The sequence below is a fragment of the Amycolatopsis sp. NPDC004079 genome (assembly GCF_040610415.1).
Taxonomy (GTDB): domain Bacteria; phylum Actinomycetota; class Actinomycetes; order Mycobacteriales; family Pseudonocardiaceae; genus Amycolatopsis; species Amycolatopsis halotolerans.
In genome coordinates this window covers 74,501-100,455 of the sequence record NZ_JBEXMH010000032.1, presented here as the reverse complement: position 1 = coordinate 100,455, position 25,955 = coordinate 74,501, and the positions used below count along the sequence as shown (strand labels likewise).

Below are 25,955 nucleotides of genomic sequence, written 5' to 3'. Positions count from 1 at the left end.
CCTTGAGGGAATCTAGTTCCCTCAAGGAGCCCTTCACGGACCTCTGCGGGAGTGGGGAACCGCCCCGGCCCGCTTCGCCCCGGCCGCGCGACACCACTGCCAAAACCCCAATGTGGCATTGGGTGCATCTGACGCACCGAACGCCACATTGGGTGCGTGGGACGCACCCAATGTGGCATTGGGGCGGAGTCCTGCCGAGCCATGCAGAAGTCGTCTCCGGCAAGCCGTGGCCCGCGAGCCGTCGTGCGGGAGCCGCAACCTCGTTGCCGCGCGCGCCGGGCCTGGCCGGACGGTCGCCGAGCGGATGGCTCGGCCGGGTCGGCACGAATCCCGGTGTCATCGCGCCGGGGGCGGTGGCTGGTCGCCGTGCAGAGGTCGTGCGGAAGCTCTAGAACAAGCCGGGCGGCTCGTCCTCGTCAGGCTCGTCCCCGTTCGGTCGCCAGCGGTACTTCCGCAGGTCCACTTTCTCGCCGTCCGCCAGCACGCCCTCGGCGCGCAGTCGCTCCAGCTGTTCGTGCAGCAGGTGCGGCGCGGGGGTGCCGTTCGCGCGGAGGATGCGGTGCCAGGGGAGGTCGTGGCCGTCCTCGGCTAGGGCGCGGCCGACCATGCGCGGGGAGGGGGCACCGGAGAGCGCCGCGACGTCGCCGTACGTCGCGACTGTCCCCGCGGGTACGTCGGCGATGACTGCGCGTATCCGCTCGTGCAGTTCGTCGTTCATGACCCGGCAGATGATAGTCCCGCCGAGGGGTGTGCCGGTGCGCCACCCGGGTGAGCGGGCATGGTTCCATCGCTGATGTGCACGTGCGGAGAGCAGGGAACGGACAGGCGCGGCTGGTGCGCCCGCCGGTCCCCGCCGCACCCACGTTCACCTGGGACGAGGACGCGCGGCGGCTGCTGTCGGCTCCCTCGGGATTCCGCCGCGTGCTCGGCGGGCCGGGCACCGGCAAGACGGCGTTGCTCGCCACCGCGGCCGCGCGCCGGATCGCGGAGGGGGCGGATCCGGAGAGCGTGCTGCTGCTCACGACGTCCCGCCGGGCGGCGGACGCGCTGCGGGCCGACCTCACGCGACGGCTCACGTCCGATCCGGACCAGGAGTCTCCGCTGCCGCGCACGGTGAGTGAACCGCTCGTGCGCACAGTGCATTCGTACGCGTTTTCCTTGCTGCGCCTGGAAGCTCGCGCCGAGGAACTGCCGCCGCCGCGGTTGCTGGCGGGAGCGGAGCAGGACGTGGTCGTGCGCGAGCTGCTGGAGGGCGACCTGGAGGAGGGCGCGACGGGGTGGCCGGAGCAGTTGCGTCCGGCACTGACCGTGCCGGGGTTCGCCGAGGAGTTGCGCGACCTGCTGATGCGGGCGGCCGAGCGGGGGCTCGGGCCGGAGGACCTGACCGAACTCGGGCATCGCCAGGACCGCGAGGAGTGGGTCGCCGCGGGGCACTTCTGGGCGCAGTACGAGGAGGTCACCCAGCTGCAGGGGGCTGGCGGAAACGCGCTCGGCCTGCCTGCCGCGCCCGCGCTCGACGCCGCTGAGCTGGTGACGTCGGCGCTGCTCGCGCTGGAGGACGACGAGGAGCTGCGCGAGCGCGAACGAGGCCGGGTCCGGCACTTGTTCGTGGACGACGCCCATCACCTGGATCCGTTGCAGGTCCAGCTGATCCGCACGATCGGGCACACCGCGGAGGAATTCGTGGTGGCCGGAGATCCGGACCAGTCGGTGTTTTCCTTCCGTGGTGCGGACCCGAGGCTGTTCGCCGATTCCGACAACGACGGCGACCGGACCGTCATGCTGACCACGTCGCACCGGCTCGCTCCGACGGTCCGGGCGGCGGTCGCGAAGCTCGGTGCGACGTTGCCGGGCGCCTCGGCGCATCGGAAGTTGGTTACCCCGCAAGGGAAACGCGGCGGCAAGGTGCGGGTGCGGCTGATGCCGACCCCGGCGGCGGAGGCGAGCTGGATTGCCGATCAGCTCCGCCGGGCGCATCTCGTTGACGGGGTGCCGTGGTCGGAGATGGCGGTGCTGGTGCGGTCCCCGGCGCGGACTTTCCTTGTGCTGCAACGCGCTTTGCGTGCGGCTGGTGTGCCGATCGGTTCGGCTACTGAGGAACTGCCGTTGGCGAAGCATTCCGCGGTACGGCCGTTGCTGGCGGTGTTGCGGATCGCGGCGGAACCGGAATTGCTGGACGTCGACATCGCGGAGATGCTGCTGTCCTCGTCGCTTGGCGGGGCTGATCCGTTGGCGTTGCGGCGGTTGCGGCGCGGTCTTCGTCGGCTGGAGTTGGCTGGCGGCGGGCAGCGGTCGAGTGACGAACTGCTCGTGGAAGCGTTGCGGGGCGGGGACATTCTCGTCGGGCTCGCCGACAACGAGGCGTTGCCGGTCCGTAGGGTCGGCAAGCTGCTGAGCGTCACGCACCAGGCGGTGAGCCGTGGTGACGGCGTCGAGCAGGTGCTGTGGGAGCTGTGGCAGGCGAGCGGGTTGCAGGAACGGTTGCTGCGGCTGGTGGATCGCGGCGGTTCGCTGGGCGCGCAGGCTGATCGTGACCTGGACGCCGTGGTGGCGCTGTTCGATTCGGCGGGCCGGTATGCCGACCGGTTGCCAAAGGCGAGTGTCGCGGCGTTCGCGGACTATCTGTCGTCGCAGAACATCGCGGGAGACACGCTTGCCCCGGCGGCGATTCCGGGTGAAGGGGTTTCGCTGCTCACCGCGCACGCGTCGGCGGGTCGTGAGTGGACAGTCGTCGCGGTCGCCGGGGTGCAGGAGGGTGCGTGGCCAGATATGCGGCTGCGCGGTTCGTTGCTGGGTGTGGAGCGACTGGTCGACTTCCTGTCCGGAGTGGACGAACACGACAAGGTGTCCGCGATCGCGCCGATCCTTGCCGAGGAGCGGCGGCTGTTCTACCTCGCGGCGAGCCGGGCGCGCCGGACGCTGCTGGTGACCGCGGTGGCCGGGGAAGACGAGCAGCCGTCCCGATTCCTCGATGATTTGGAAGAGAACGGTGCCGACGACGGCATGCTCGACTCCCGGATGAAGCCGCCGGGACGGTCGCTCGTGCTGGCCGAATTGGTCGGCGAATTGCGCGAGGTCGTGTGCGACGACAAGGCTGATCCGGAACGTCGGCAGCGGGCGGCGAAGCAGCTTGCCCGGCTGGCTGCCGCCGGGGTTCCGGGGGCGCATCCGGACACTTGGTACGGGTTGATGGAAGCGTCCACAGAGGATCCGGTGCACGGGCCGGGCGACCTCATGCGGATCTCGCCGTCCACTGTGGAAATCCTGGTCAAGTGCCCGCTGCGCTGGCTGATCGAACGGCACGGCGGCAGTGATCCGGCGCAGCTGGCAGCGGTGACCGGAACTCTCGTGCACGGTCTGGCGCAGGCGATCGCGGGCGGGAGTACCGAGGAGCAGATCCAGGCAGCGTTGGACGAGGCGTGGGTTCGGGTGGACGCTGGTGCGCCGTGGTTCTCCCGGCGCGAACGGTCCCGCGTGGAACTGATGCTGCGCAACTTCGTGTCGTGGCTGGAAAAGTCGCGGCAGGAGCTGATTGAGGCCGGGGTCGAGCAGGACATCGAGGTCGAGTTGCCGATGGGCGACGAAGAGGTGCGCGTGCTGCTGCGCGGGCGCGTCGACCGGGTCGAGATGGACAAGGACGGGCGTCCGGTGATCGTGGACATCAAGACCGGCAAGGTCCCGGTGTCCGGTGCGGACGCGGAGAAACACCCGCAGCTCGCCGCGTATCAGCTGGCGGTGCTGCTCGGCGCGGTCGAGGGCAAGAACACGCCTGGCGGCGCGAAACTCGTCTACGTCGCCAAGGGGAACAACAAAACCGGGGCCACGCAACGAGATCAGCCGCCGATGGACGAGGACAGCGGTCGCGAGTGGCTGGAACTCGTGCGATCCGCCGCGGCTGCGGCAGTCGGTCCGGATTACCAGGCGCACGAGAACGCCGACTGCGACCGGTGCCCGGCGCGCGGTTGCTGCCCGCTGCGTCCGGAAGGGCGTCAGGTGACCGGACCGTGAGCCCGGTGGTGCTCGCCAACCCCGTCGGACCCGCGGAAATCGCTGACGCACTGGGGTTGCACCGTCCGACGCCCGAGCAGGCGACCGTGATCGCGTCGCCGGTCGAGCCGTCGCTGGTCGTCGCGGGCGCGGGCGCGGGCAAGACCGAAACCATGGCCGCGCGCGTGGTCTGGTTGGTGGCCAACGGAATCGTGAGCCCGGAACGGGTGCTCGGCCTGACCTTCACCCGGAAAGCCGCGCGTCAGCTCGGGGAGCGGGTGCGGGCGCGGCTTCGGCGGCTCGCTGGCTCGGGACTGCTGGAGCGGATCGATCCGTCGGGTGCGTTGCGGTCCACTGTGGTCGCGGGTGAGCCGACTGTGCTGACTTATCACGCGTATGCCGGGCGCTTGCTGTCGGAACACGGTTTGCGGCTTCCGGTGCAGCCGGGTGTCCGGTTGCTGTCGGAGACTTCGTCGTGGCAGCTCGCGCACCGGGTCGTGTCCACTTGGGACAACGACCTGGACACCGACCGAGTGCCGCCGACGGTCACCGCGCAGCTGCTCGCGCTGGCCGGTGAACTGGGCGAGCATCTGATTTCGACGGAGAAGCTCGGGCAGTACACCGAGTGGCTGTGCGAGGTCATCGAAAACGCTCCGCGGGCTAAAGGCCAGCGCGCGTCGCTGCCGGTGAAACTTCAAGACGTGCTGGCAGCGCAACGATTTAGGCTCGCGCTGCTGCCGTTGGTCGAGGATTACCACCGGCGCAAACGGGCGGAAGGCGCGCTGGATTTCGCGGACCAGATGTCGTTGGCCGCGCAACTCGCGGACAGCTATCCGGCAGTGGTCACGGGGGAGCGCGAGCGTTACGGGGCCGTGCTGCTCGACGAATACCAGGACACTGGGCACGCACAGCGAGTGTTGCTGCGGTCGTTGTTCGGCGGCGTTGATCATCCGCCGATGCCGGTGACCGCGGTTGGTGACCCAGCGCAGGCGATTTACGGCTGGCGCGGAGCGAGTGCGGCGAACCTTCCCCGGTTTACTACGGACTTCCCGCGTCGCGGCGAGGAACGGCTCGAAACCGCACACGAATTCGGGCTGCTCACGAGTTTCCGCAATCCGCCGGAAATTCTGGAGCTGGCCAACGCGATCTCGGAACCGTTGCGGCAGCGCGGACTTGGCGTCGAGCGGTTGCGGGCGCGGGACGGTGCTGGCCCGGCGGACATCGCGGTCGCGTTGCTGCCGGATGTGCGCGCGGAACGCGAGTGGGTCGCCGACGCGATGGCGCAACGTTGGCATGCGGAGAAAGAAGAATCCGGCAAGCCGCCGACGGCTGCGGTCCTAGTGCGCCGTCGGGCGGACATGGCCCCGATCGCGGCGGAAATGCGGATGCGCGGGCTGCCGGTGGAAGTCGTGGGTCTCGGCGGATTGCTGGACGAACCGGAGGTCGCCGACCTCGTGTCCACGCTGCGGGTGCTCGCCGATCCGCTCGCGGGCAGCGCGGCGGCTCGGCTGCTGACCGGTGCGCGCTGGCGGATCGCGGCGGCGGACGTCGCGGCATTGTGGCGGCGGGCCAACGAACTCACCTCGCCCGAGCCGCGCGCGAAGGAGGGCGAGGAACCGGAACTGGTCGCCGAGCGCGCGGAACAAGCCGGACTGATCGACGCCGTCGACGAACCCGGCGCGCCCGAGCGTTATTCCGCGGAGGGGTACCGCCGAATTCGCCGTATCGGTGCGGAATTGACCGCATTGCGTCGTCGGCTGGATCAGTCGCTGCCGGAATTGGTGGCGGACGTCGAACGCACGATGCTGCTGGATGTCGAATCGCTCGCCCGTCCAGGATCGGCTGGCCGCGCGCATTTGGACGCGTTCGCCGAGGTGGTTACTGATTACGCGGAAACCGCGCCGACTGCGACTCTGTTGTCCTTTGTGGACTACCTGAACACCGCGGCACACGCGGAAGACGGCCTTACGCCCGGTGAAGTGCAGGTGGTTCCGGACCGCGTGCAGGTGCTCACCGTCCACTCGGCCAAGGGGTTGGAATGGGAAGTGGTGGCTGTCCCGCACCTGGTGGCTGAGGTGTTTCCGGGCAAGCGTCGTTCGTCGTCGTGGTTGCGCACTTCTACCGCGCTGCCCGCGCATTTGCGCGGCGACTCGGCGGATCTGCCGAAGCTGCAGGTCGCGGAAGGCTATGACCGCAAGGAAGTGCAAGAAGCCCTGGAATTGCACGAGGAAGGGTTCGTCGCGCGCGAAGCCGATGAGGAGCGACGGCTGTGTTACGTCGCGCTGACCCGTTCCGAACGCGCGCTGCTCGTTTCCGGGCATTGGTGGAACGAAAGCAGTACGCGCGCTAAAGGACCGTCGATCTTCCTGTCCGAGATCGCCGAGGTGATGGGCGAGGCCGATCCGCCGCTGGGCGTGGTGGACGTCTGGGCGGACGAACCGGAGGAGGGCGAGGAGAACCCGCTGGTCGCGGACTCGCGGACGGCGAAGTGGCCGGTGGATCCGCTGGGCGACCGGCGGTCCGGCGTGGCCACCGGGGTGGATCTGTTGCGGGCGGAAATGACTGCCCTGGAAGAAGAACCCGAGCCGGAACCCAAAGCCGAGGCCGAACCAGAAGCCGAGCCTCTCCCCGCAGCCGAGGACGACGAAATCCCGCTGCCGCCGGAACCCGAGGACGAAGAAGAGTACCTGCCAGACGACTTCGAAGACGACGAAGACGTCATCGACCCGGAAGACCCGGACGGCTGGGCCGCCGACACCGACGTCCTGCTCGCCGAACGCGCCCGCTCGCAGTCCACAGTGGATCGCGTCGCACTGCCCGCACAGCTGAGCGTGAGCCAACTGGTGGACCTGGCGTCCGATGCGGACGCTCTGGCGCAACGCCTGCGTCGCCCGCTTCCGTTGCCGCCCAACACCTTCGCCCGCCGCGGCACCGCATTCCACAGCTGGCTGGAGCAACGCTTCTCCGGCGACCGACTGCTGGAGATCGACGATCTGCCCGGCGCGGCGGACGTCGGCGAGGCTCCGGACACCGATTTCGAAGCCCTGCAAGAAGCTTTCGAGAACAGCGAATGGTCCGACCGTGTCCCGGTGGCCGTGGAGGTGCCGTTCTCCGCAGACGTCGAAGGCATCACCCTGCGCGGCCGGATGGACGCGGTCTACGCGGATCCGGACGGCGGCTGGACCGTTGTGGACTGGAAAACCGGATCCGTCCCGTCCGAAGAACGGTTGCCAGCACTGGCTGTTCAGCTCGGCGCGTACCGATTGGCCTGGGCGGCGCTGAAGAAAGTCCCGGTGGAACGGGTGCGCGCGGCTTTCCACTATGTCCGACCCGGACACACGCTGCGCCCGGCCGATCTGCTGGACGCGGAAGGCCTGCGTGCCTTGCTGCGCAACGTTCCCCGCGAGTAGGAGCTACGCCCGATCGCGCACGGTCAACGCCCAGCTCACCAACGGCCACTGCATCGGCAGCCGCAGCCACGCCACCGCGCGATCCCGCGCCGGACGGCCGCGGCGCTGATAGTCCAGCGCCATTTTCACGTTCCCCGGGAACACCCCGACGAACAGCAGCGCCGCCGCCAACCCGCCCAGCCGGCGCGTGCGCGGCAGCGCGATCCCGGCGGCGACGGTCAACTCGGCGACGCCCGAGGCGTAGGTCCACGTGCGCCGGTCACCGGGCAGCTCTTTCGGGACCAGCGCGTCGAACGGCTTCGGCCGGGCGAAGTGCAGGACGCCCGCCCCGGCCAGGAGGGCGGCGAGAAGATGGGCCGGACGTTGCGACGCGCGAGGCTCGGACATGCGGCAAGCCTGCCACAGCATGATCGCCGTGACGGGTGTGCGGGTGCTCCGATTGGGTTATCCTCCCCGCTGTGAGTGACGCCGAACGCGCGCGGGGAGCCGGTGCATGAAGGCCTTGAAACGGCTGCCCCTGAACGTCCGGTTGAACGACCGGCCCGACCACGAGCTCGTCGGCGTGATCCGGATGCCGGAGCTGACCGTCAGCCCGATGCGGGCGATCGTCAAGCGGATCATCGGCGCGCTGCTGGCGCTGCTCGCCACGGTGCTGATCGTCTACCTCGACCGGGACGGCTACCGCGACGCCAACGGCGACGGCCTCTCGCTCCTCGACTCGCTTTATTACGCGACAGTTTCCCTCTCGACCACCGGCTACGGCGACATCGCGCCGGCCACCGCGTCCGCGCGGCTGGTGAACGTCATCGTGATCACGCCGCTGCGGGTGCTCTTCCTCATCGTCCTCGTCGGGACCACCCTGGAAGTGCTCACCGAGCGCTCCCGGCAGGCGTTCAAAATCCAGAAGTGGAGGACGAAGGTGCGTGACCACACCGTCGTCGTCGGTTTCGGCACGAAGGGCCGCTCGGCGGTCAACGCGCTGCTCGGCGACGAAGAGGTGCAGGCCAACCGCGTAGTGGTCGTCGACACCGACCAGCAGGCGCTGGACGCGGCGAGCGCGCTCGGGCTTGTCACCGTGCACGGATCGGCGACCAGGGCGGACGTCCTGCGCGTCGCGGGCGTGCAGCACGCGCGGGCCGTAGTGGTCGCGCCGAACCGCGACGACACGGCCGTGCTGGTCACCCTCACCGCGCGCGAGCTGGCCCCGAAGGCGCACATCGTGGCGTCGGTGCGCGAGGCGGAGAACGTGCACCTGCTGAAGCAGTCCGGGGCGAACCAGGTCGTGGTGTCGAGCGAGACCGCGGGGCGGCTGCTCGGGATGGCGACGTCCACTCCGCTTGTAGTGGACATGGTCGAGGACCTGCTGACCCCGGAATCCGGCCTGGCGATCGCCGAACGCGCCATCGAACCGAGCGAGGAAGGCGGCTCGCCCCGACACCTGCCGGACACGGTGCTCGGCGTGGTGCGTGACGGGGTGCTTTACCGGGTGGACGCTCCGCAGGCGGACGCGCTGGAGCCGGGGGACCGGCTGCTGTACGTCAAGAAGGTCACGCAGGTCGATCACATCGAGCGCTGAGGGTGCCGGGTTCGGGCTGGTTCCGGACCGCTCCAATGTGGCGTTGGGTGTGCTGAACGCACCGAATGTGGCGTTGGGTGCGTCGCACGCACTCGGGGGTCGTCTCAGCGGAAGCTGTGCGCGGCCCCGCTACGGCGATGCGGAGTGCTGGCTGGGCCGCGTGGCTCCCTGCTCCCGGCAGCGCCGGACCAGGTCCGGTGACCAGGAAGACCTCGCGCACCGTCGACCCGGCACCTGCTACTGAGAAACCCCAATGTGGCGTTGGGTGCGTCTGACGCACCCAATGTGGCGTTCGGTGCGTGGGATGCACCCAATGTGGCATTGGGGTGGGATTCGGGCCAGGTCGGTCGGGGGGCGGGCGGCGGGTGCGGTGGCGCGTGGGGCATCGGGGCGGCGGACGGCAGCGAGTGACGGTGCTCTCGCGGCGCGCGGCGGGGTCCCCCGTGCGCGGGCACCTCACTGGGTTTTGCCCCCGGCATCTGGAAGCATGGTGTCGTGCAGGTTTCCGACCCTCCGCATAAGAGCCCCGTCAAGCGGTGGCTGCAGGTGGGCATCCCGATCGCGACCGGGGTGCTCGTCGTGGTCTTGACGTGGCTCGCCGGTCCGGGGCTGCTCGGCATCCACGCGAAGTCTCCCGGCGCGCCGGTGGACGCCCAGATCACCAAGGCCGTCGACTGCTCCGTTCCCGGGGCGGCCGAATCGGTCTCGTTCCAGCTCGGCGGCAAACCGCGCCAGGGCACGCTCGACAGCTGCGGGCACGGCAAGGACGAGCACCTCCAGGTGGTGGTCCCGGACGATGCCCCGGACAGCGGCGTCGTCTCCGTCAGCACTCCGGACACCTCGGCGGGTTCGCAGGACCTGCGCGCGCCGATCGCGCTGGCGCTGCTGGTGTTCGCCTGCTTCTGCGGCGGGATGTACGCCTACCTGGTGATCCGCGGTTCGGGCAAGCTCGCGCTGCTCAGCTGACGCGACACCGCAGCCGCGCTCGGCAAACCACTACAGCCGCAGCACCAACCCTGGACCGGGACTTAGCCGCAACTGGCGAACCACTACACCTGTAGTGCCAACAGTGCGCCGGACACAGCCGCCCCGCCGCGAACCACTACGACCGCAGCGGCGACCAGTTCAGCTGACGTCCGAAGCGGACGCCGCGAAGGTGTTGCAGTCCGCGATCCGGTTGTCCTTCGCCCCGGCGCGCCACCACTGCGCGTAGTGCGCGTTGGTGCCGTGGTCGTGGCTGCGGGAAGTGTTGTCGCCGCGGGTTTCCTGGTCGTTCCAGGCCTTGTTGTACATGTCGCGGGTGATCGTGCCGCCGCGGTCGACGTGCGCGCCCAGGAACATTCCGGAGAAGCACTGCGCCTGTAGTTCTTTGCGGCGCGACATGTCGAGGCCCTCGGGGCTGTTCTGCCCGGCCGCGTAGATCTTCTGCCACGCGGCGTCCATGATGCCGGCGACTTCCTGCACGTGGTGGCCGTACTCGTGGGCGAACAGTGCCAGGTAGACACCGGGGTTGTTGCCGTACTGGTCGGTCTGCAGGCCCTTGAACGGGACGTACAGGTTGTTCTCGCAGTAGTACGCCGCGGTCGCGATGCCGACCTGGATGGTGCCGCATTCGGTGTCGAAGCTCGGCCCGGTCGGGAAGTGCAGCGCGGGCGGCGTGAACGGCAGGTTGTAGGACTCGAGGAACGGGCCCCACGCCGCGTCGAGGCACTTGCTCGCGGCGGTGAAGAACGCTTCCGCGCCGTCCTGCGTGCTGGTCCACTGCGGAAGGTTGCAGACGAGGTTCTGGAGGCCGGCGTTGCGGTCCTGCAGGATCGGGTGATCGGCCAGCTTCAGGATCTTGTGCGGGCCCGCGCTGACCGAGGTGCTCGGGCTTTCCGACGAACTGGACGGCGCGCTCGAAGCGGTGGACGAGCCGCTGGTGGGCGGCAGTTCGTAGGCGGACGTCGGCGAGGGCGGCGCGGCCTGGTAGCCGGCGTTGCTCGGACCCGACCCGCGGTTCAGCGAAACGATCGCGACGACGCCCAGCGCCAGCACCGCGACCGCGCCGAGGCACAGGCCGACGATCAGACCGGTCGGTTTGCGCGGCGGCACCGGATAGGACGGCGGCGGCTGCTGCCACGGCGGGCCCTGCGGCGGCGGACCTTGCGGCGGCGGGCCCTGATACGGCGGCTGCTGTCCCTGGTACGGCCCTTGTCCCGGCTGTGCCTGGTACGGACCTTGCGCCTGACCCGGGTACTGGCCCGGCGGCACCGGTCCTTGCCCCGGCACCGGCGGCGGTTGAACGGTCCCGCGTGGCGGCACCTGGCCGTAGGGCGGTTGCGTCATCAGGGCAGTCCCGGTGGGTCTCGGCGCGGGCCGGGCGTACCCCGGCTTGCCGTTCAGCATATCGGGGGACGCCCGGCGCGCCGCAGCACTTCGCCGGACTGCCTCGTCGCCCGGACGTCCCCCCAGGTCTGGCCGGGTGCGGACGGCTCTGGAAGAGTGACGGCAGCAACCGCAGGGCCGTGCAGACGAGGGGCTCCGATGACACATTCACCCGGTTCGTCCGGGCCGGGGGACGACACGCCTACGCCGAGCCGGGGCTTCGCGAGCCCCGACCCCGGCGCGTCCGCCGCCACCCCGCCGGAGACCGGCGAAACGGACACCTCCTCCTCTGGTGCCGGAATTTCGTCGTCCGCCAGCGAAAACTCCGGTTCGTCCGGGGAGAAGCAGGCCGCTTCGGACGGTCCGACCGGCGCTGATCCGTCGCCTGCCAGCGAAAACGCGACTGGCGCCACGCCGCCGCCGGGCTGGGCGAGTCCGGCTGGCGCGGCTCCGTCGCCTGGCAGCGAAAGTCCGGCTGACCCGACGTCGCAGCCAGGCGGGCAAAACCCGGCTGGCGCGCCTTCGCCTTCTGCCGGTGAGAATCCGGCAGCCCCGCAGCCGGGGAGCGAGACCTCAGCTGGGGTGTCTTCGTCTTCCGGCGGCGAGAACGCGGCTGGCGCCACTCCGGGACAGCCCGGCGCGTTCCCGCCTCCTGGCGCGACCTCGCCCCCGGCGGGCGGCCAGTGGCAATCCCCGGGCCAGCAACCGCTTCCGCAGTACCCCGGCGGCGGCTACGGCCGTCCCGGCGCCGGCTGGAGCCCGCACGGGCTGGGCAAACCGGGCGTGATCGCGTTGCGCCCGTTGAACGTCGGCGACATCCTCGACGGCGCGATCACCGCGATCCGCCGGTACCCGTTGCTGATCCTCGGGGTGGCCGCGGTCGTCGCGGTGATCTCGGCGGGGCTGAACCTCGTCGCGTCGCTGTGGCTGGTGCCCGATTTCAACCGGGTCGCCCAGCTCGGCCCGGCCGCGACGCAGCAACAGCAGCTCGACGCGGCGTACAGCCTGCTGGGCTCCGCCCTCACCGCACTGCTGCCCACGCTCGTGATTTCCATGCTGGCGCAGACTTTCCTCACCGGCTTCCTCACCGTGGTGATGGGCAAGGCGGTGCTCGGCCGTCCGGTCGACTTCGGTTCGGCGATGCGCGAAGCCGCGCCGCGCCTGCTGCCGCTGCTGGCGGTCACCATCCTTTACACGCTGGCCACGATCGTCGCCGCGGCGTTCTGCCTGCTGCCCGCCGTGCTGCCGTATGTGTTCTGGTCGCTCACCGGTCCCGCGCTGGTGCTGGAACGCGGCACGATCGGGCAGGCGTTCACGCGGTCGCGCCAGCTCGTGTCGGGCATGTTCTGGCGGGTGTTCGGGATTCTGCTGCTGGCGGGCGTGATCGGCTGGATCATCTCGGCGATCATCAGCATTCCGTTCAGCGTCGGCTCGGGCGCGTTCAGCGGCCTCTTCGACCCGCAGGCGACCCTGCCGAAGGTGACGACCGGCGGGCTCGTGCTGCAATCGGTGGGCAAGGTGATCGCGGAGACGATCATCATGCCGTTCACCGCGCTGGTCACCGTGGTGCTCTACATCGACCAGCGGATGCGCCGCGAGGGCATGGACATCGAACTGGCAAGGGCGGCGGGCATCCAGCCGCCGCAACCGCCGCAGCAGGCGTGGTGATCGGTTTTCTCGCCGACGTCCCGGTCGACATCGACCGGGACCCCGCCCGGCTGCGGGCGGCCCAGGAACTGACCGACCCGGGTTACGCGGCTGCGCGGCCGGGCTTTCTCGAGCAGGTCTGGCAGTGGCTCGGACGGCGGATTTCCGAGCTGTTCAACGCGTTGTCCGGGGTGCCCGGCGGCCCGCTCGGCCTGCTGCTGGTGCTGGCATTGGTGATCGTGCTGATCGTGGTCGTGCGGCTGCGGGTGGGCAAGGTCGGCCGGTCCGCGAAAACGTCCGGCGAGGTGTTCAGCGGACGGCGGCAAACCGCTGACGAGTACCGGAAAGCCGCCGAGGAAGCCGCTGCTCGCGGCGATTTCGCCGACGCGGTGCGGGACCGGTTCCGCGGGCTCGTGCGGGGGATGGAAGAGCGCGCGCTGCTGGACGTCCGCTCCGGGCGGACCGCGGACGAAGCCGTCGCCGAGGCCGGAAGGTTCCTGCCGGACCTCGCCGTTGAGCTCACGGCTGCCGCGCGGCAGTTCGACGACGTCCACTACGGCGGCCGGCCGGGCACCGAAACCGGTTACCGCGCTTTGTCCGAATTGGACGAACGCGTCCGTCGCGCCCGACCGGTTTTGGCGGACGCATGAGCACTGCTGTTTCGCCGGATCTGCGCCGAATCTGGCGTGGCGCCCGGGTTCCGCTCGCGATTCTCCTGCTGATCGTGATCGTCGCGATGGTCATCGTGCTCAGCCGCGGAAAGCAGACCAGCGGCGAATTCGACCCCGGTTCCTACGAACCGCGCGGCAGTCACGCTCTCGCGCATTTGCTGGAGCAGCAAGGCGTTCAAGTCCGCGCCGTGCATTCGCTCGCCGAGGCGCGGGATGCGGCCGACAGCGGAACTCTGCTGATCACCGCGCCGCAATTGGTGCCGACGAACGGGTTGGCCGACCTGCGACGCCGGGTCTCGCACCTCGTGCTCGTCGCGCCCGGATCGACCGCGCTGGGCATGGCCGCGCCGACAGTTTCCCCGGTGGGAGCGGGAGATGTCCGTACGCTGCAACCGGGTTGCACGGTCGGTGCGGCGGTCAGCGCCGGTTCGGTCACGCTCGGCGGACGGCACTACAGCACCGACGACAAGACAGCGCGCACCTGTTATCGCGACGGCAGCGAACCGAGTTTCGTGCAGCTGGCCGACCGAACCGGCACCGTGACCGTCCTCGGTGCCGCAGACGCGTTCACCAACGACCAGATCGCCAAGGAAGGCAACGCCGCGTTCAGCATGCGGCTGCTGGGCGATCACCGGCAGCTGACCTGGTACGTGCCGTCCACAGAGGACTCGGCGCTGGCCGGTGACAAGAAGCCGTTCGTCGACCTGATCCCGCCGGGCTGGCGCTACGGTGCGTTGACCGCCGGAATCGCGATCGTCCTTTTCGCACTGTGGCGTGCGCGGCGGCTCGGGCCGGTGGTGCGCGAACCGCTGCCGGTGGTCGTGCGATCGGCGGAAACGGCGGAGGGCCGGGCCCGGCTGTACCGGCGGGGCGGCGCGACCGGGCACGCGGCGGAAACCTTGCGTGAGGCAGCCAGGACACGGCTGCGGAAGAGACTGGGATTGCCGCGCGACGCCGGCCCGCCCGCGGTGGTGGAGACGGTGAGCGCGCGGACCGGCCGGGCGCCGAACGAGGTCGGGGCGGTGCTGTACGGCCCGTCGCCGTCCGACGAGACGGCGCTGGTGCGGCTGGCGGACGAACTGGACGCGGTGGAACGAGAGGTGGAGCGTTCTTGAGTACCGAACAGATGCAGGACGCGCGGGCGGCCCTGATCGCGTTGCGCACCGAGGTCGGGAAAGCTGTGGTCGGCAACGACGCGGCCGTCACCGGGCTCATCCTCGCGCTGCTCTGCCGGGGGCACGTGCTGCTGGAAGGCGTGCCGGGCGTCGCGAAAACGTTGCTGGTGCGCGCTTTGGCGGCGTCGCTGGACCTGAAGACGACGCGGGTGCAGTTCACGCCGGACCTGATGCCGGGCGATGTCACCGGGTCCATTGTGTACGACGCGCACAGCGGCGAGTTCTCCTTCCGCGAGGGGCCGGTCTTCACGAATCTGCTGCTGGCGGACGAAATCAACCGGACGCCGCCGAAGACGCAGTCGTCGCTGCTGGAGGCGATGGAGGAGCGGCAGGTCTCGATCGACGGCACTTCGCGGCTGTTGCCGGATCCGTTCGTGGTGATCGCGACGCAGAACCCGGTGGAGTACGAGGGCACCTATCCGTTGCCCGAGGCGCAACTGGACCGGTTCCTGTTGAAGCTGACCATGCCGGCACCGTCGCGTGAGGACGAAATCGGCATTCTTTGGCGGCACGCACAGGGTTTCGACCCTCGGAACCTCGCTGCGGCGGGCGTGCGTCCGGTCGCCGGGGCAGCGGAGCTCGCGGCCGCGCGGGAAGCGGTCGCGAAGGTGACCGTCGGGCCGGAAGTGATCGGCTACGTCGTCGACTTGTGCCGTGCTACCCGGGAACTCCCGGCGGTGCGCATCGGCGTTTCTCCGCGTGGCGCAACGGCTTTGCTGGCCGTGACGCGTGCGTGGGCCTGGCTGTCCGGCCGGGATTACGCGACGCCCGACGACGTCAAGGCACTCGCCCGTCCGGCGCTGCGGCACCGCCTCGACGTGCGGCCCGAAGCCGAACTCGAAGGCGTGACCGCGGACGGCGTCCTCGACCGGGTGCTGGCCTCCGTGCCGGTGCCGCGCTGAATGGCAGTCACCGGGCGGCTCGGGCTGCTGGCGCTCCTGGGGGCGCTGGTGGTCGGGCTGCTGTTCCCGTCCGGCACCGGCGTCGCGATCGTGGTCGCGGTGCTGCTGGTGCTGGTCGTCGTGGACCTCGTGCTGGCCGGGAGTGTGCGGGCGCTGCGTTTTTCGCGCAGCGGCACCACTTCCGTCCGGCTGGGGGAGCCCGCCGAGGTCACGCTGACCGTGACGAACCCCGGCGGGCGCACCGTCCGGGGTTCCCTGCGCGATGCCTGGCCGCCGAGCGCCGGTGCCGACGACCGGCACGCTCTCGTTGTGCCTTCCGGCGAACGGCGCGCGTTGACGACCGCCCTGCTCCCGACCCGCCGCGGCGACCGCGTCGCGGCCCGGGTGACCGTGCGCGCGGTGGGCCCGCTGGGCTTGGCCGCGCGACAGGGTTCGCACGAGGTCCCGTGGGCGGTTCGGGTGCTGCCGCCGTTCCACAGCCGCAAGCATCTTCCTTCGCGGCTGGCTCGGTTGCAGCAGCTGGACGGTCGCAATGCCGTGCTGATTCGCGGCCAGGGAACGGAATTCGACTCCCTGCGTGAGTACGTGATCGGCGACGACGTCCGCTCGATCGACTGGCGCGCGACGGCCCGCGCTTCGGACGTGATGGTGCGAACGTGGCGTCCGGAACGCGACCGGCAGCTGGTTTTGGTGCTGGACACCGGCCGCGTCTCGGCCGGGCGGGTCGGCGACGCGCCACGGTTGGACGCGGCGATGGACGCGGCGCTTTTGCTGGCCGCGCTGGCTTCCCGGGCGGGGGACCGGGTCGACTTGGTGGCTTACGACCGTCGGGTGCGGGCTTCGGTTCCGAATGCTTCGACGCCGTCTTTGGTGAACGCCCTTGCCACGGTCGAACCGTCGCTGGTGGAGACGGACGCGCGGGGCATGGTGGCGGAAGTGCTGCGGCGGACTCGTCGGCGGGCTTTGGTGGTGTTGTTGACGGGGCTGGAACCGGCGCCGTTGGAAGAGGGCTTGTTCCCGGTGCTGGGCTCGTTGACGGCTCGGCATGAGGTGCTGGTGGCTTCGGTGGCGGACCCGCGGGTGGCGGAGATGGCGGCTTCGCGGGGCTCGGCGGAGGCGGTTTATGACGCTGCCGCGGCGGAACGCGCGTTGGCTGGCCGGGAGTCGTCGGTGGCTTGGCTGACCCGGCACGGGGTCGGGGTGGTGGACGCGGTGCCGGAGGAGTTGCCGCCTGCGCTGGCTGACCGCTACCTAGCCCTGAAAGCGGCGGGCCGGTTGTAAGCGGTACCCGGTGGCGACTGGGTGCGGCAGGATGAGGCGAGTGACTATCGAGGCTGACTCCGGGGCGCGCACCGATGCTGAGCTGTTGTTTGTCGCGGTGGACCTCGGCGCTTTGCCCGCCTTGGAAGCGGTGGAGCGCAACACGGTCGCGTTGCGTGCGCTGACCAGGCAGGCTCGAATGCTGGTGGCATTGCCGAGGATGCCGAACGCCGAGCGGTACCTCTATTACCGGCAGGATCGGGCACCGCGTCGTGATGCGCTGTGGCGCGGCGCGGCGCCGTTGAGCGAGGAGGGCTGGGCGGCAGACCTGCGGGTGGCCCGGATGTCCATGGCCAGCCCGTGGCAGGTGGTGCTCGCGGAGGTGGCGCGGGCGTCGTCTCCGGTCGCCTACGGCGGTGCCGCGCTCATTGCGTTGCAGCAGCTGCTCAAGATGGTCATGACTTGGCAGCAGCACCGGGTCGAGCTGGAGCGAGCGGAACTCGATCTGCAAGCCCGCCGCCACGAGCTGGCTCTTCGGGTGATGCGCGAAAGCAGCACCGTGGTCGGTCAGCTGGCTTCCGAATCCGCAGACCCGGCAACGAAAGAACAGGCGATGACCTTCGTCGCGCAACACCCGGTCCCCAACGACCTCCTGGATTCCGTCGAGAACCTCAACGACGTCCGAGCCGCCGAGCTGATCCCGCCCGACGACCCCCGTGCGACCGGACGCTAGCCAGCTTCGGGAAGCGCGTCCCCGGCGGCGCGGCGGTCGACATCCCCAGTCTCCCCGTCCAGCGCGGCCCGCCGCCCCAGCGTGAACACGTACGTCAGGAACAGCAGCTCCACCACCGCCCCGATGCCGATTCGCAGCCACGTCGGCCAGCCGGACGGTGTCACGAACGCCTCGATCACGCCCGACACCAGCAGCACGCACGCCAGCCCCAGCGCCATCACCACGACCGACCGGCCTTGCTCGGCCAGCGCCGCGCTTCGCGATCGACGGCCCGGGTCCACCACGGTCCAGCCGAGCTTCAGACCGGTCCCGGCTGCGATGAACACCGCCGTCAGTTCCAGCAGGCCGTGCGGCAGCAGCAGTCCCAGCAGGACATCGCCGCGGCCGGCGGAGGACATCAGGCCGATCGCGATCCCGGCGTTCAGCGAGTTCATCCACAGCGCGGCGATCACCGGCAGGCCCAGCGCGACGCCCAGGAACAGGCACGTCGCCGCCACCCAGGCGTTGTTCGTCCACACCTTCGCCGCGAAGGACGCCGCTGGGCCGGTCGAGTAGTACGTCTCGTATTGGCCGCCCGGTGCGGTCATCGCGTGCACCTCGTCCGGCGACACCAGCGACGCGCGCACGTCCGGGTCGCCCGCGATCCACACGCCCAGCACCGCCATCACCGCGACCGACAGCAGCGCCGCCGGGATCCACCAGCGGCGGCTCAGGTACACCGCGGCCGGGAACCGCCGGGTGAAGAACAGGCCGACCTCGCGCCACGCCGGGCTGTGCGAGCCGGCCACCGCCGAACGGCCGCGGGCGACCAGCGCCGACAGCCTCGCCAGCAGGGCCGGGTCGGGCGCGGTCGAGCGGATCATCGACAGATGCGTCGCGGCGCGTTGATACAGCGTGACCAGCTCGTCTGCCTCCTGGCCGGTCAGCCTGCGCCGTCCGGCGAGCTCGCCGAGCCTGCTCCATTCGGCACTGTGCGCCGCGACGAACACATCGACGTCCACCGGCCACCTCCCTCGTCCGCCAGGATAGTGGCACCGGCGCCCGCGTCGGCGCTCTACGCTGGCCTCGTGCAGGAAGAGTCCGATCTCGTCACCGGTGAGGCCGTCGTCCTCGACCTGCGGGTGGCGAAGCTCGCCAGCCGCGCGGTCGCGATGCTGCTCGACGTCCTCGTCCAGGCCGCGTTGCTGCTGCTGGTGTTCGTCATGCTGATGCTGACCGCGGGGTCGTTCGACTCGGCGCTCACCGTCGCGCTGATGCTGACCACGTTCGTGCTGGTCGTGATCGGCTACCCGGTGCTGTTCGAAACGCTCAGCCGCGGCCGTTCGCTCGGCAAACTCGCGCTCGGCCTGCGCGTGGTTCGTCTCGACGGCGGCCCGATCAGCTTCCGGCACGCGCTGACCCGCGCGCTCGCGGGCTTCTTCGTCGACTTCTGGGCGCTCGGCTTCCTGGGCGCGGTGGCCGTCATCGTGTCGCTGACGTCGTCGAACGGCCGCCGCGTCGGCGACTACCTCGCCGGGACCCTGGTGATCCGCGAACGCGTGCCGCAGTCCGCGCAGGCGATTCTCATGGTGCCGCCCGGCCTCGAGGCGTGGGCCGCGCACTTCGACCTCAGCGGACTCACCGACGACCTCGCCATGGCCTCCCGCCAGTACCTCGGCCGCTACCACGAACTGCGCCCGGAAGCGGCCGCGTCGCTCGGCTTCGGCCTGGCACAGCAGGTTTCGGCGGCGATCGGCGTACCGCTGCCGCACGGGATGCCGCCGTGGGTCTTCCTCACCGCGGTGCTCGCCGAGCGCCGTAACCGCGATCACGCCCGGCTCGCGCCGATGCAGTACGGCCCGCCCGCCTACGCGCCGCCGCCGGTTCAACCTCCGGCGCCGCCGAGGTCCGACAACCCCTTCACCCCGCCGAGCTGAGGACATGCTCGCCGACGACGTCACCGTCACCACTGCCCAGGACGGTCAGCTCACGGTCATCGAGCGCATCGTCACCGACGCCCCCGCCGTCCATCGCATCGCCGAGCGCGTACCCGTCACTGACGACGAGGACCGGCTTTACTCGGTCACTGACCTGCATCTTTCCGGTGCTGCCAGTGCGAACGGAACGACGATCACGGTTACCGGTCCGGCCACCATTTCGTACACAGTGGACGGCGCGGTCGCCGCCGGGCAGGTTCGGTTTCAGCTCACTGGCGGCTGGGATCGTGCGGTCGATCGGGTCACTGCCGCCTTCAGCGCGCCGGGAGTGTCCGCCGCGGATTGCTACGCCGGTCAGCCGGGGTCGTCTCGGCAGTGCACTTTCTCCGAACTCCGGAGCGGGGGAGCGCATGCCGAACAGAACGTTCTGCGCCAAGGGGATCGGATCGATCTGGCCGTCCAAACCGGGCCGTTGCCGGAGAACGCCCGGTTTGTCCCGACTGGACCGTTGGCCGCCTTCGCGCCGGGTTTTCCTTCTGCCCTCAGTGGTCTTGCGTTAGTGCTCTACCTGCTCATCGGTGCCAGTGTGCTGCGTCGCCGCACCAGGCTGCGTCGTGAACTCGACCTCACCGGCACGGTCCTCGATCTCGTCGCCCGAGGGCATCTGCACATCGCCGACGGTCAGGTCAGCCATGGCGAAGCCGATCCGCTCACGCCGTTCGAACAAGCGGTCAAGTCAGCCTTCCGGCCGGGTCCGCTCGCTGCCGCACGGCCGGATCAGGCGGAACTGCGCACCCTTCTCGACGCCGAAGCGCATCGCCATGGCTGGCTGTCCACGAGGCAACCGCACGTCCGCCGAGCCGGGCTCATCCTGGTCGCTGCGGGCATCGTGACGACCGTCGTCCTCGCCCTCACCGTCGGCGAGGCGCTGATCGGCGTCGCGCTCCTGATCGCTGGAATCGCCACCTTCCTAGCCGCTCCTCTGGTTCACACCCGCCGTGGCGGCGCGTGGGGGAGTCCGACGGGGCGGGCCGAATCTCCGTTGGCGGCAGAGATCGGCGCGATCCAGGCCATGGCCGAACGGCGCTCGGCGGTGGCCGCGCAATGAAACTCGCCGCGCTGCTGCTGATCCCGTTCCTCTCCGCGGCGCCGGACCAGCCGTCGCTGCCCGGCCTGCCGCAAAGCGTCGAGGTAGCGCTGAAGGTCCAGCACGACGGCAGCCTGTCCGTCACCGAAGCAGTCTCAGTACCGCGCGACACCTCCATGACCCGCACGATCCCGTTGCGCGCCAACGCCCGCGTGCTCGGCATCCGCGACATCAGCATCGAAGGCGCGGGCAACGCCGAATCCGGCAACGACCAGGTGACCTTCTACCTGCGTGGCGGAACGTCCGTGCTCCGGTACACAGTGGACGGTGCGGTCGGCACGAGTCTTGGCGTCGAGCACGTGACCTGGGATGTAGCCGGTGGCTGGGACACCCGCCTCGAACTGGTCCGCGCGACTTTCGCGGCACCCGCCATCCCCGATGCGCTCAACTGCCTCGCCGGTCCGCCCGACTCGACGTCCCGCTGCGGCGCCGCGCAAATCGACCACTCCGGCCTGACCCGCGTCTCGGTGCCGAACCTCCAGCCTGGCTCGCGCGTACAGCTGACCGCCGAACTCCCTGGCGGCACAGTCGCCGCGACAGAGCACCTCATCCCCACCGGTCCCTTCGCCGCGACCGCGTCGGTGTGGTGGGCATGGCTGGCCTTCGCCGCGCTGTCGATCGCTGGTGCCGTCACAGTCTTCGTACGCCGCCGACGCGACCGACAGCCCGGCCGAGCCACTCCCGTGCAGCTTCTCGACAACGGCCGCTTCTCTTCACCGGACGGAGTACTCCCTGGACACGTAGGACTGCTACTCACCGGACGCGTCAGCTCCGTCGACCTAGCCGCGACAGTGCTCGACCTATGCGTCCGTAACTACCTATGGGTCACCGAAGACGGTCCGCACAGCTGGGTCCTCGTACGCCGCAACCCGCCCGACGAACACCTGACCGCCTTCGAGCGCGCGGTTTACGCAGCCGCTGTGCCGGGCGAAGCCGCGACACTCGCCGAAGTCCGCGAAGCAGGCGTACGCGAGCTAATAGCGGACACGGTCCGTCGCGGTTGGCGCTCCCCGAAGCGGCTGTCGAAGATCGGCCCGCGGCTATGTGGGTACGGCGTCTTCCTTACCGTCCTGCTGGCCTTCACTGTCGGTTACGCACAACTCGGGTTGGTGCTTCTCGCCACCGGCGTCGCCGTGACGGCCGCCGCGCGCCTTCTCCCGGAGCGCACGAAGGCTGGCCTAGACCTCCGAGACCGCCTTCTCGGCCTCAACGCACAGCTGCGCGCCATGGAAGCGCCAGACGACGAACTGCTCGTCTCTCGCGCGCTCCCGTACGCGTACGCGCTGGGCGAAGCAGACGCTTGGCTAGTTAACGCTTGTTCGCTGTCGGCGTACTGGTACGGCGCCTCGGGCGAGGACGCTGTGCCGTTGGTGCGGACCAGGGGATTCGTGGCCGCACTGACCGTCGCGTTCGAGGGCGCGAGGCACCTCCGACCGGACGAGCCCAAGACGCCCGCGCCTGCGTAGGGTGGAGGCATGGCCGATCCCGAGCTCTTCCGTTTCACGATCGACAACGGTCTGCGCGTGGTGCTCGCTCCTGACCCGACCGCGCCGGTGGTCGGGGTCAGCGTGCACTACGACGTGGGCTTCCGCTCCGAGCCGGAGGGGTTGACCGGTTTCGCGCACCTCTTCGAGCACCTGATGTTCCAGGGCAGCGAAAGCCTGGAGAAACTGGCGCACTTCCGGCACGTGCAGTCCAGCGGCGGCACCTTCAACGGTTCCACGCACCCGGACTACACCGACTACTACGAGGTGCTGCCCGCGGCCGCGCTGGAACGCGCGCTGTTCCTCGAGGCCGACCGGATGCGCGCGCCGAAGCTGACCGCGGAGAACCTGGCGAACCAGATCGAGGTCGTCAAGGAGGAAATCCGGCTGAACGTGCGCAACCGGCCGTACGGCGGATTCCCGTGGATCCTGCTTCCGCCGGTGCTGTACTCCACCTTCGCCAACGCGCACGACGGCTACGGCGCCTTCGAAGACCTCGAAGGCGCGACGCTGGACGACTGCGCCGCCTTCTTCGACACCTTCTACTCGCCGGCCAACGCGGTGCTGACCGTCGCGGGCGACTTCGAGGTGGAGGACGCGAAGGCGCTCGTCGAGAAGCACTTCGGCGACGTCCCGCACCGGCCCGCCCCGGTCCGCCCGTCGTTCGCCGAGCCGCTGCCGACGACGCAGCTGCTGGGCGAGCACACCGACGCGCACGCGCCGCTGCCCGCGCTGGCCGTGGGCTACCGGATGCCGGACCCGATCAACGACCTCGACGGCTACCTCGCGTACCTGGTGCTGGCCGGCGTACTCACCGACGGTGACGGTTCGCGGCTGCAGCAGCGGCTGGTGCACGTCGAGCCGCTGGTGGTCGACATCGGTGCGGGCGCCGGGCTGTTCGGCCCGTTCGAGGCGCGCGATCCGGACACGTTCACCATCACCGCGATCCACCCGCCGGAGGTGCCGCGCGAGCGCGTGCTCGCCGCGCTGGACGAGGAGCTGGAGAAGCTCGCGTCCACGCCGCCGGACGAGCAGGAACTGAAGAAGGTCACCGCGCGCTGGGCGGCGAGCCTGCACGCGGAGCACGACCGGCTCGTGTCGCGCACGCTGGCGCTCGGCGCGTTCGAACTGCTTTACGGCGACGCGTCGCTGGTCTACCAGCTCGCCGACCGCTTGTCCGCGGTCTCCGGCGAAGCTGTGTCGGCGGCGGCGAAGGCGCTGCGCCCGGACGCGCGCGCCGTGCTCGTCGTGAAGCCCGCAAGCACCGAAGGGACGGAACAGTGACCTCGGCTGAACAGGTCAAAGCCGCACACCGCAGCGCCGAGGAGATCGGCCGCACCGCCACCGGACCGCGCCCGCTGCCCGAACTGGGCCACCAGCGCGCCGCCGCCGATCTGTCCCATGTGGACACGACGCTCTCCAACGGGCTGCGCGTGCTCGCGGTGCGCAAGGCGAGCGTCCCGATGGTCGAACTGCGGCTGTGGATCCCGTTCGCGGGCGAGGACCGGATGCACGCGGCCACCGCGGAGGTGCTCGCGGAGACCGTGCTCACCGGCACGGCGCGGCGCGACCGGGTGGAAATCGACGCCGAGGTCGCGCTGATCGGCGGCGACCTGAGCGCGGGCGTGGACCCGGAGCGGCTGTACTTCGGCGGCACCGCGCTGTCCGACGGCCTGCCGACCCTGCTGGACGTGCTCGGCGACGTGCTCACCGGCGCCACGTACGGCGACACGGAGGTCGCGCGCGAGCGGGAGCGGCTGATCGAGCGCATCGCGGTGTCGCGCACGCAGCCGCGCACCATCGCGCGCGAAGCGCTGCAGAAGCACCGCTATGGCGATCACCCGGCGACCCGCGAGGTTCCGCAGGCCGAGGACGTCGCCGAGGTGACCGCCGAGCAGGTGCGCGCGCTGCACAACGCCTCGGTGCTGCCGCGCGGCGCCGTGCTCGTGCTGGTCGGAGACCTTGACCCGCAAGAGGTTCCGGCCGAACTGGAGCGTGCGCTCGGCGGCTGGAAGTCGGACCGTTCGGCCGTGGTGCTGCCGCCGCTGCCCGCGCTGACCGGCGGCAACGTCCTGCTGGTCCCGCGCGCCGGTGCCGTGCAGTCGCAGATCCGGCTGTCCGCGCAGACGGTGCCGCGCACCGACCCGCGGTACCCGGCGCTGCAGCTGGCGAACCTGGCGTTCGGCGGGTACTTCTCCTCGCGGCTGGTCGAGAACATCCGGGAGGACAAGGGATACACCTACGGCGCGCACTCGGGCTTCGAGTTCACCGGCGACAGCGCGGTGGTCAATGTGGACGCGGACACGGCCAACGAGGTCACCGCGGCGGCGTACCTGGAAACCCGGTACGAGCTGTTCCGGCTCGGCACCGTGCCGCCGACCTCCGAAGAGGTCGAATCGGTGCGGCAGTACGCGATGGGCTCGCTCGTCACCGGCACGTCGTCGCAGGGCGGGCTCGCCGGGCAGCTGATGGCGCTGGCGTCGAACGGCCTCGGCATCGAGTGGCTGCAGAGCCACCCGGAGCGGCTCGCGGCGGTGACCGAGGAACAGGTCGCCGAAGCGGCGGCGGAGTTCTTCGCGCCGGGCGGGTTCACCGGCGTCGTGGTCGGCGACGCGGACCTCCTCGCGCCGAAGCTGGCCGCGCTCGGAGTTTCGGCAAGCGAGAAGGACTGATGAGCGTTCCGTTCGAACTGGGGGCACTGCCGACGCTGTCGCGTTCCACAGTGGACCGTCAGGAAACCTTGCGCACCAACCCGGAGCGGCTCGCCGCGAAATGGTCGGAAGCCCGCGTGGTGCTGCTCGACGACACCGGTCGCACGCCGGTTGTCGAGGGAAGCTCGGCGCTGGCCACCCGCAAGGCGATGAATTTCGGCACCGAACCGCCCGCCGACGCGGTGTTCCTCGGCGAGTGGGAAGACATCGACTACTGGTCGCTGCCCGGCAGCATCGAGGGCGACGTCGACAGCGTGCGGCTGGCAGGCAGCTGGGGCGTGATCGAAGAGGTGCCGCGCGCCAACGGCGAGCTGTGGGTCGAGCTGCGCGGATACGGCGAGCAGCTGGACGACACGTCGGCCGGGCTGTTCACCACCGCGCAGGCATTGCGGCACTGGCGGCGGCAGTCGCGCTTCTGCACCCGCGACGGATCGCCGACGCAGCTGACCCAGTTCGGCTGGGCCAGCCGCTGCGAAGCCAAGGGACACGAGGAATACCCGCGCACCGACCCGGCGGTGATCTGCCTGGTGCACGACCTCGACGGAGTCAACGGCTCGCACGTGCTGCTCGCGCGGCAGCCGATGTGGCCGCCGGACCGGTACTCGGTGCTCGCCGGATTCGTGGAAGCGGGGGAGTCCCTGGAGGGCTGCGTCGTCCGCGAAATCCGTGAAGAGGCCGGGATCGAGGTGGGCGACGTGCGGTATCTCGGCAGCCAGCCGTGGCCGTTCCCGCGCTCGATCATGCTGGGCTTCACCGCACGCGCGGACCGCGAGGCGCCGCTGGTTCCGGCTGACGGCGAGATCGAGGAAGCGCTGTGGGTGTCCCGGGAGGACGTTCGGGCCGCGTTCCGAAACGCCGGGACTGGGGTGCCGACGCCGATCGCCGGTGGCGCGTCGAATCTGCTGCTGCCGGGGAATTCGTCGATCGCCCGGGTGATGTTGAAGGCATGGGCGGAAGCTGAGGAGTGAC

At 70.2% G+C, this 25,955-nt stretch carries 20 protein-coding genes; 16 read left to right on the top strand and 4 right to left on the bottom strand.

Annotation, left to right across the window (positions count from 1 at the left end):
- Nucleotides 1-388: 388 nt before the first annotated feature.
- Entirely contained in the window at nucleotides 389-718 is a 330-nt protein-coding gene (locus ABZX37_RS29075; RefSeq protein ID WP_354744809.1) for an MGMT family protein, read from the bottom strand.
- Between the two features lie 116 nt (nucleotides 719-834).
- Here ABZX37_RS29075 and ABZX37_RS29070 point away from each other — a divergent pair, with 116 nt between their 5' ends.
- On the top strand, nucleotides 835-4,008 hold the full coding sequence (locus tag ABZX37_RS29070) for an ATP-dependent DNA helicase (RefSeq protein WP_354744825.1): 3,174 nt from the start codon (nucleotides 835-837) through the stop codon (nucleotides 4,006-4,008).
- Nucleotides 4,005-7,397: an ATP-dependent DNA helicase gene (locus tag ABZX37_RS29065; protein WP_354744807.1), complete on the top strand. Its 3,393-nt coding sequence runs from the start codon at nucleotides 4,005-4,007 to the stop codon at nucleotides 7,395-7,397. Before ABZX37_RS29070 ends, ABZX37_RS29065 begins: the two co-directional genes overlap by 4 nt.
- A gap of 3 nt (nucleotides 7,398-7,400) precedes the next feature.
- On the opposite strand, the gene ABZX37_RS29060 is transcribed toward ABZX37_RS29065, so the two are convergent.
- Nucleotides 7,401-7,784, bottom strand: a complete 384-nt coding sequence (locus tag ABZX37_RS29060; protein WP_354744805.1) for a DoxX family protein — start codon at nucleotides 7,782-7,784, stop codon at nucleotides 7,401-7,403.
- Nucleotides 7,785-7,890: 106 nt separating this feature from the next.
- Between ABZX37_RS29060 and ABZX37_RS29055 the strand changes: the two genes are divergently transcribed.
- Together ABZX37_RS29055 and ABZX37_RS29050 are read left to right on the top strand one after the other, a co-directional pair.
- Complete coding sequence (locus tag ABZX37_RS29055; protein WP_344288523.1) at nucleotides 7,891-8,973, top strand: potassium channel family protein; 1,083 nt, start codon at nucleotides 7,891-7,893, stop codon at nucleotides 8,971-8,973.
- 495 nt (nucleotides 8,974-9,468) lie between these two features.
- Nucleotides 9,469-9,939 carry a hypothetical protein gene (locus ABZX37_RS29050; RefSeq protein ID WP_354744803.1) on the top strand — a complete coding sequence of 157 codons (471 nt, stop codon included), beginning with the start codon at nucleotides 9,469-9,471 and terminating at the stop codon, nucleotides 9,937-9,939.
- Between the two features lie 159 nt (nucleotides 9,940-10,098).
- On the opposite strand, the gene ABZX37_RS29045 is transcribed toward ABZX37_RS29050, so the two are convergent.
- Nucleotides 10,099-11,301 (bottom strand): neutral zinc metallopeptidase, encoded by a 1,203-nt coding sequence (locus ABZX37_RS29045; RefSeq protein WP_354744801.1) that lies wholly within the window; start codon nucleotides 11,299-11,301, stop codon nucleotides 10,099-10,101.
- Nucleotides 11,302-11,499: 198 nt separating this feature from the next.
- Between ABZX37_RS29045 and ABZX37_RS29040 the strand changes: the two genes are divergently transcribed.
- Genes ABZX37_RS29040 through ABZX37_RS29015 form a run of 6 tightly spaced genes read left to right on the top strand, consistent with a single transcriptional unit; the run spans nucleotide 11,500 to nucleotide 17,728 of the window.
- The gene (locus tag ABZX37_RS29040) at nucleotides 11,500-13,008 is read left to right on the top strand and encodes a hypothetical protein (protein ID WP_354744799.1); all 1,509 of its coding nucleotides are present in this window, start codon (nucleotides 11,500-11,502) and stop codon (nucleotides 13,006-13,008) included.
- Entirely contained in the window at nucleotides 13,002-13,637 is a 636-nt protein-coding gene (locus tag ABZX37_RS29035; RefSeq protein WP_354744797.1) for a DUF4129 domain-containing protein, read from the top strand. The genes ABZX37_RS29040 and ABZX37_RS29035 overlap by 7 nt, the downstream gene beginning before the upstream one ends.
- The gene (locus ABZX37_RS29030) at nucleotides 13,634-14,773 is read left to right on the top strand and encodes a DUF4350 domain-containing protein (RefSeq protein ID WP_354744795.1); all 1,140 of its coding nucleotides are present in this window, start codon (nucleotides 13,634-13,636) and stop codon (nucleotides 14,771-14,773) included. The genes ABZX37_RS29035 and ABZX37_RS29030 overlap by 4 nt, the downstream gene beginning before the upstream one ends.
- Before the next feature lie 11 nt (nucleotides 14,774-14,784).
- Nucleotides 14,785-15,735 carry a MoxR family ATPase gene (locus ABZX37_RS29025; RefSeq protein ID WP_354744823.1) on the top strand — a complete coding sequence of 317 codons (951 nt, stop codon included), beginning with the start codon at nucleotides 14,785-14,787 and terminating at the stop codon, nucleotides 15,733-15,735.
- The gene (locus tag ABZX37_RS29020) at nucleotides 15,736-17,016 is read left to right on the top strand and encodes a DUF58 domain-containing protein (RefSeq protein ID WP_354744793.1); all 1,281 of its coding nucleotides are present in this window, start codon (nucleotides 15,736-15,738) and stop codon (nucleotides 17,014-17,016) included.
- A 40-nt stretch (nucleotides 17,017-17,056) separates the two neighbouring features.
- Nucleotides 17,057-17,728: a hypothetical protein gene (locus ABZX37_RS29015; protein ID WP_354744791.1), complete on the top strand. Its 672-nt coding sequence runs from the start codon at nucleotides 17,057-17,059 to the stop codon at nucleotides 17,726-17,728.
- On the opposite strand, the gene ABZX37_RS29010 is transcribed toward ABZX37_RS29015, so the two are convergent.
- The gene (locus ABZX37_RS29010; RefSeq protein WP_354744789.1) at nucleotides 17,725-18,729 is read right to left on the bottom strand and encodes a stage II sporulation protein M; all 1,005 of its coding nucleotides are present in this window, start codon (nucleotides 18,727-18,729) and stop codon (nucleotides 17,725-17,727) included. The genes ABZX37_RS29015 and ABZX37_RS29010 overlap by 4 nt on opposite strands.
- A 66-nt stretch (nucleotides 18,730-18,795) precedes the next feature.
- On the opposite strand from ABZX37_RS29010, the gene ABZX37_RS29005 reads away from it, so the two are divergent.
- From ABZX37_RS29005 to nudC, 6 genes are read left to right on the top strand one after another with little or no spacing between them, the layout of a single operon-like run.
- Nucleotides 18,796-19,644, top strand: a complete 849-nt coding sequence (locus ABZX37_RS29005) for an RDD family protein (RefSeq protein ID WP_354744787.1) — start codon at nucleotides 18,796-18,798, stop codon at nucleotides 19,642-19,644.
- Between the two features lie 4 nt (nucleotides 19,645-19,648).
- The gene (locus ABZX37_RS29000) at nucleotides 19,649-20,752 is read left to right on the top strand and encodes a hypothetical protein (RefSeq protein ID WP_354744785.1); all 1,104 of its coding nucleotides are present in this window, start codon (nucleotides 19,649-19,651) and stop codon (nucleotides 20,750-20,752) included.
- Nucleotides 20,749-22,257, top strand: a complete 1,509-nt coding sequence (locus ABZX37_RS28995) for a DUF2207 domain-containing protein (RefSeq protein WP_354744784.1) — start codon at nucleotides 20,749-20,751, stop codon at nucleotides 22,255-22,257. The genes ABZX37_RS29000 and ABZX37_RS28995 overlap by 4 nt, the downstream gene beginning before the upstream one ends.
- Nucleotides 22,258-22,266: 9 nt before the next feature.
- A complete protein-coding gene (locus ABZX37_RS28990; protein ID WP_354744782.1) occupies nucleotides 22,267-23,559 on the top strand; it encodes a pitrilysin family protein in 1,293 nt (430 codons plus the stop codon).
- On the top strand, nucleotides 23,556-24,947 hold the full coding sequence (locus ABZX37_RS28985) for a pitrilysin family protein (RefSeq protein ID WP_354744780.1): 1,392 nt from the start codon (nucleotides 23,556-23,558) through the stop codon (nucleotides 24,945-24,947). Before ABZX37_RS28990 ends, ABZX37_RS28985 begins: the two co-directional genes overlap by 4 nt.
- Nucleotides 24,947-25,954, top strand: coding sequence for an NAD(+) diphosphatase (gene nudC / locus ABZX37_RS28980; protein ID WP_354744778.1), 1,008 nt, complete (start codon nucleotides 24,947-24,949; stop codon nucleotides 25,952-25,954). The genes ABZX37_RS28985 and nudC overlap by 1 nt, the downstream gene beginning before the upstream one ends.
- Nucleotide 25,955 lies beyond the last annotated feature (1 nt).

Coding starts and splice junctions, on each gene's coding strand:
- ABZX37_RS29000 (WP_354744785.1), top strand. CDS start 19,649: ATGCTCGCCGACGACGTCACCGTCACCACTGCCCAGGACGGTCAGCTC.
- ABZX37_RS29025 (WP_354744823.1), top strand. CDS start 14,785: ATGCAGGACGCGCGGGCGGCCCTGATCGCGTTGCGCACCGAGGTCGGG.
- ABZX37_RS29040 (WP_354744799.1), top strand. CDS start 11,500: ATGACACATTCACCCGGTTCGTCCGGGCCGGGGGACGACACGCCTACG.
- ABZX37_RS29020 (WP_354744793.1), top strand. CDS start 15,736: ATGGCAGTCACCGGGCGGCTCGGGCTGCTGGCGCTCCTGGGGGCGCTG.
- ABZX37_RS28995 (WP_354744784.1), top strand. CDS start 20,749: ATGAAACTCGCCGCGCTGCTGCTGATCCCGTTCCTCTCCGCGGCGCCG.
- ABZX37_RS29055 (WP_344288523.1), top strand. CDS start 7,891: ATGAAGGCCTTGAAACGGCTGCCCCTGAACGTCCGGTTGAACGACCGG.
- ABZX37_RS29030 (WP_354744795.1), top strand. CDS start 13,634: ATGAGCACTGCTGTTTCGCCGGATCTGCGCCGAATCTGGCGTGGCGCC.
- ABZX37_RS28990 (WP_354744782.1), top strand. CDS start 22,267: ATGGCCGATCCCGAGCTCTTCCGTTTCACGATCGACAACGGTCTGCGC.
- ABZX37_RS29060 (WP_354744805.1), bottom strand. CDS start 7,784: ATGTCCGAGCCTCGCGCGTCGCAACGTCCGGCCCATCTTCTCGCCGCC.
- ABZX37_RS29045 (WP_354744801.1), bottom strand. CDS start 11,301: ATGACGCAACCGCCCTACGGCCAGGTGCCGCCACGCGGGACCGTTCAA.
- ABZX37_RS29075 (WP_354744809.1), bottom strand. CDS start 718: ATGAACGACGAACTGCACGAGCGGATACGCGCAGTCATCGCCGACGTA.
- nudC (WP_354744778.1), top strand. CDS start 24,947: ATGAGCGTTCCGTTCGAACTGGGGGCACTGCCGACGCTGTCGCGTTCC.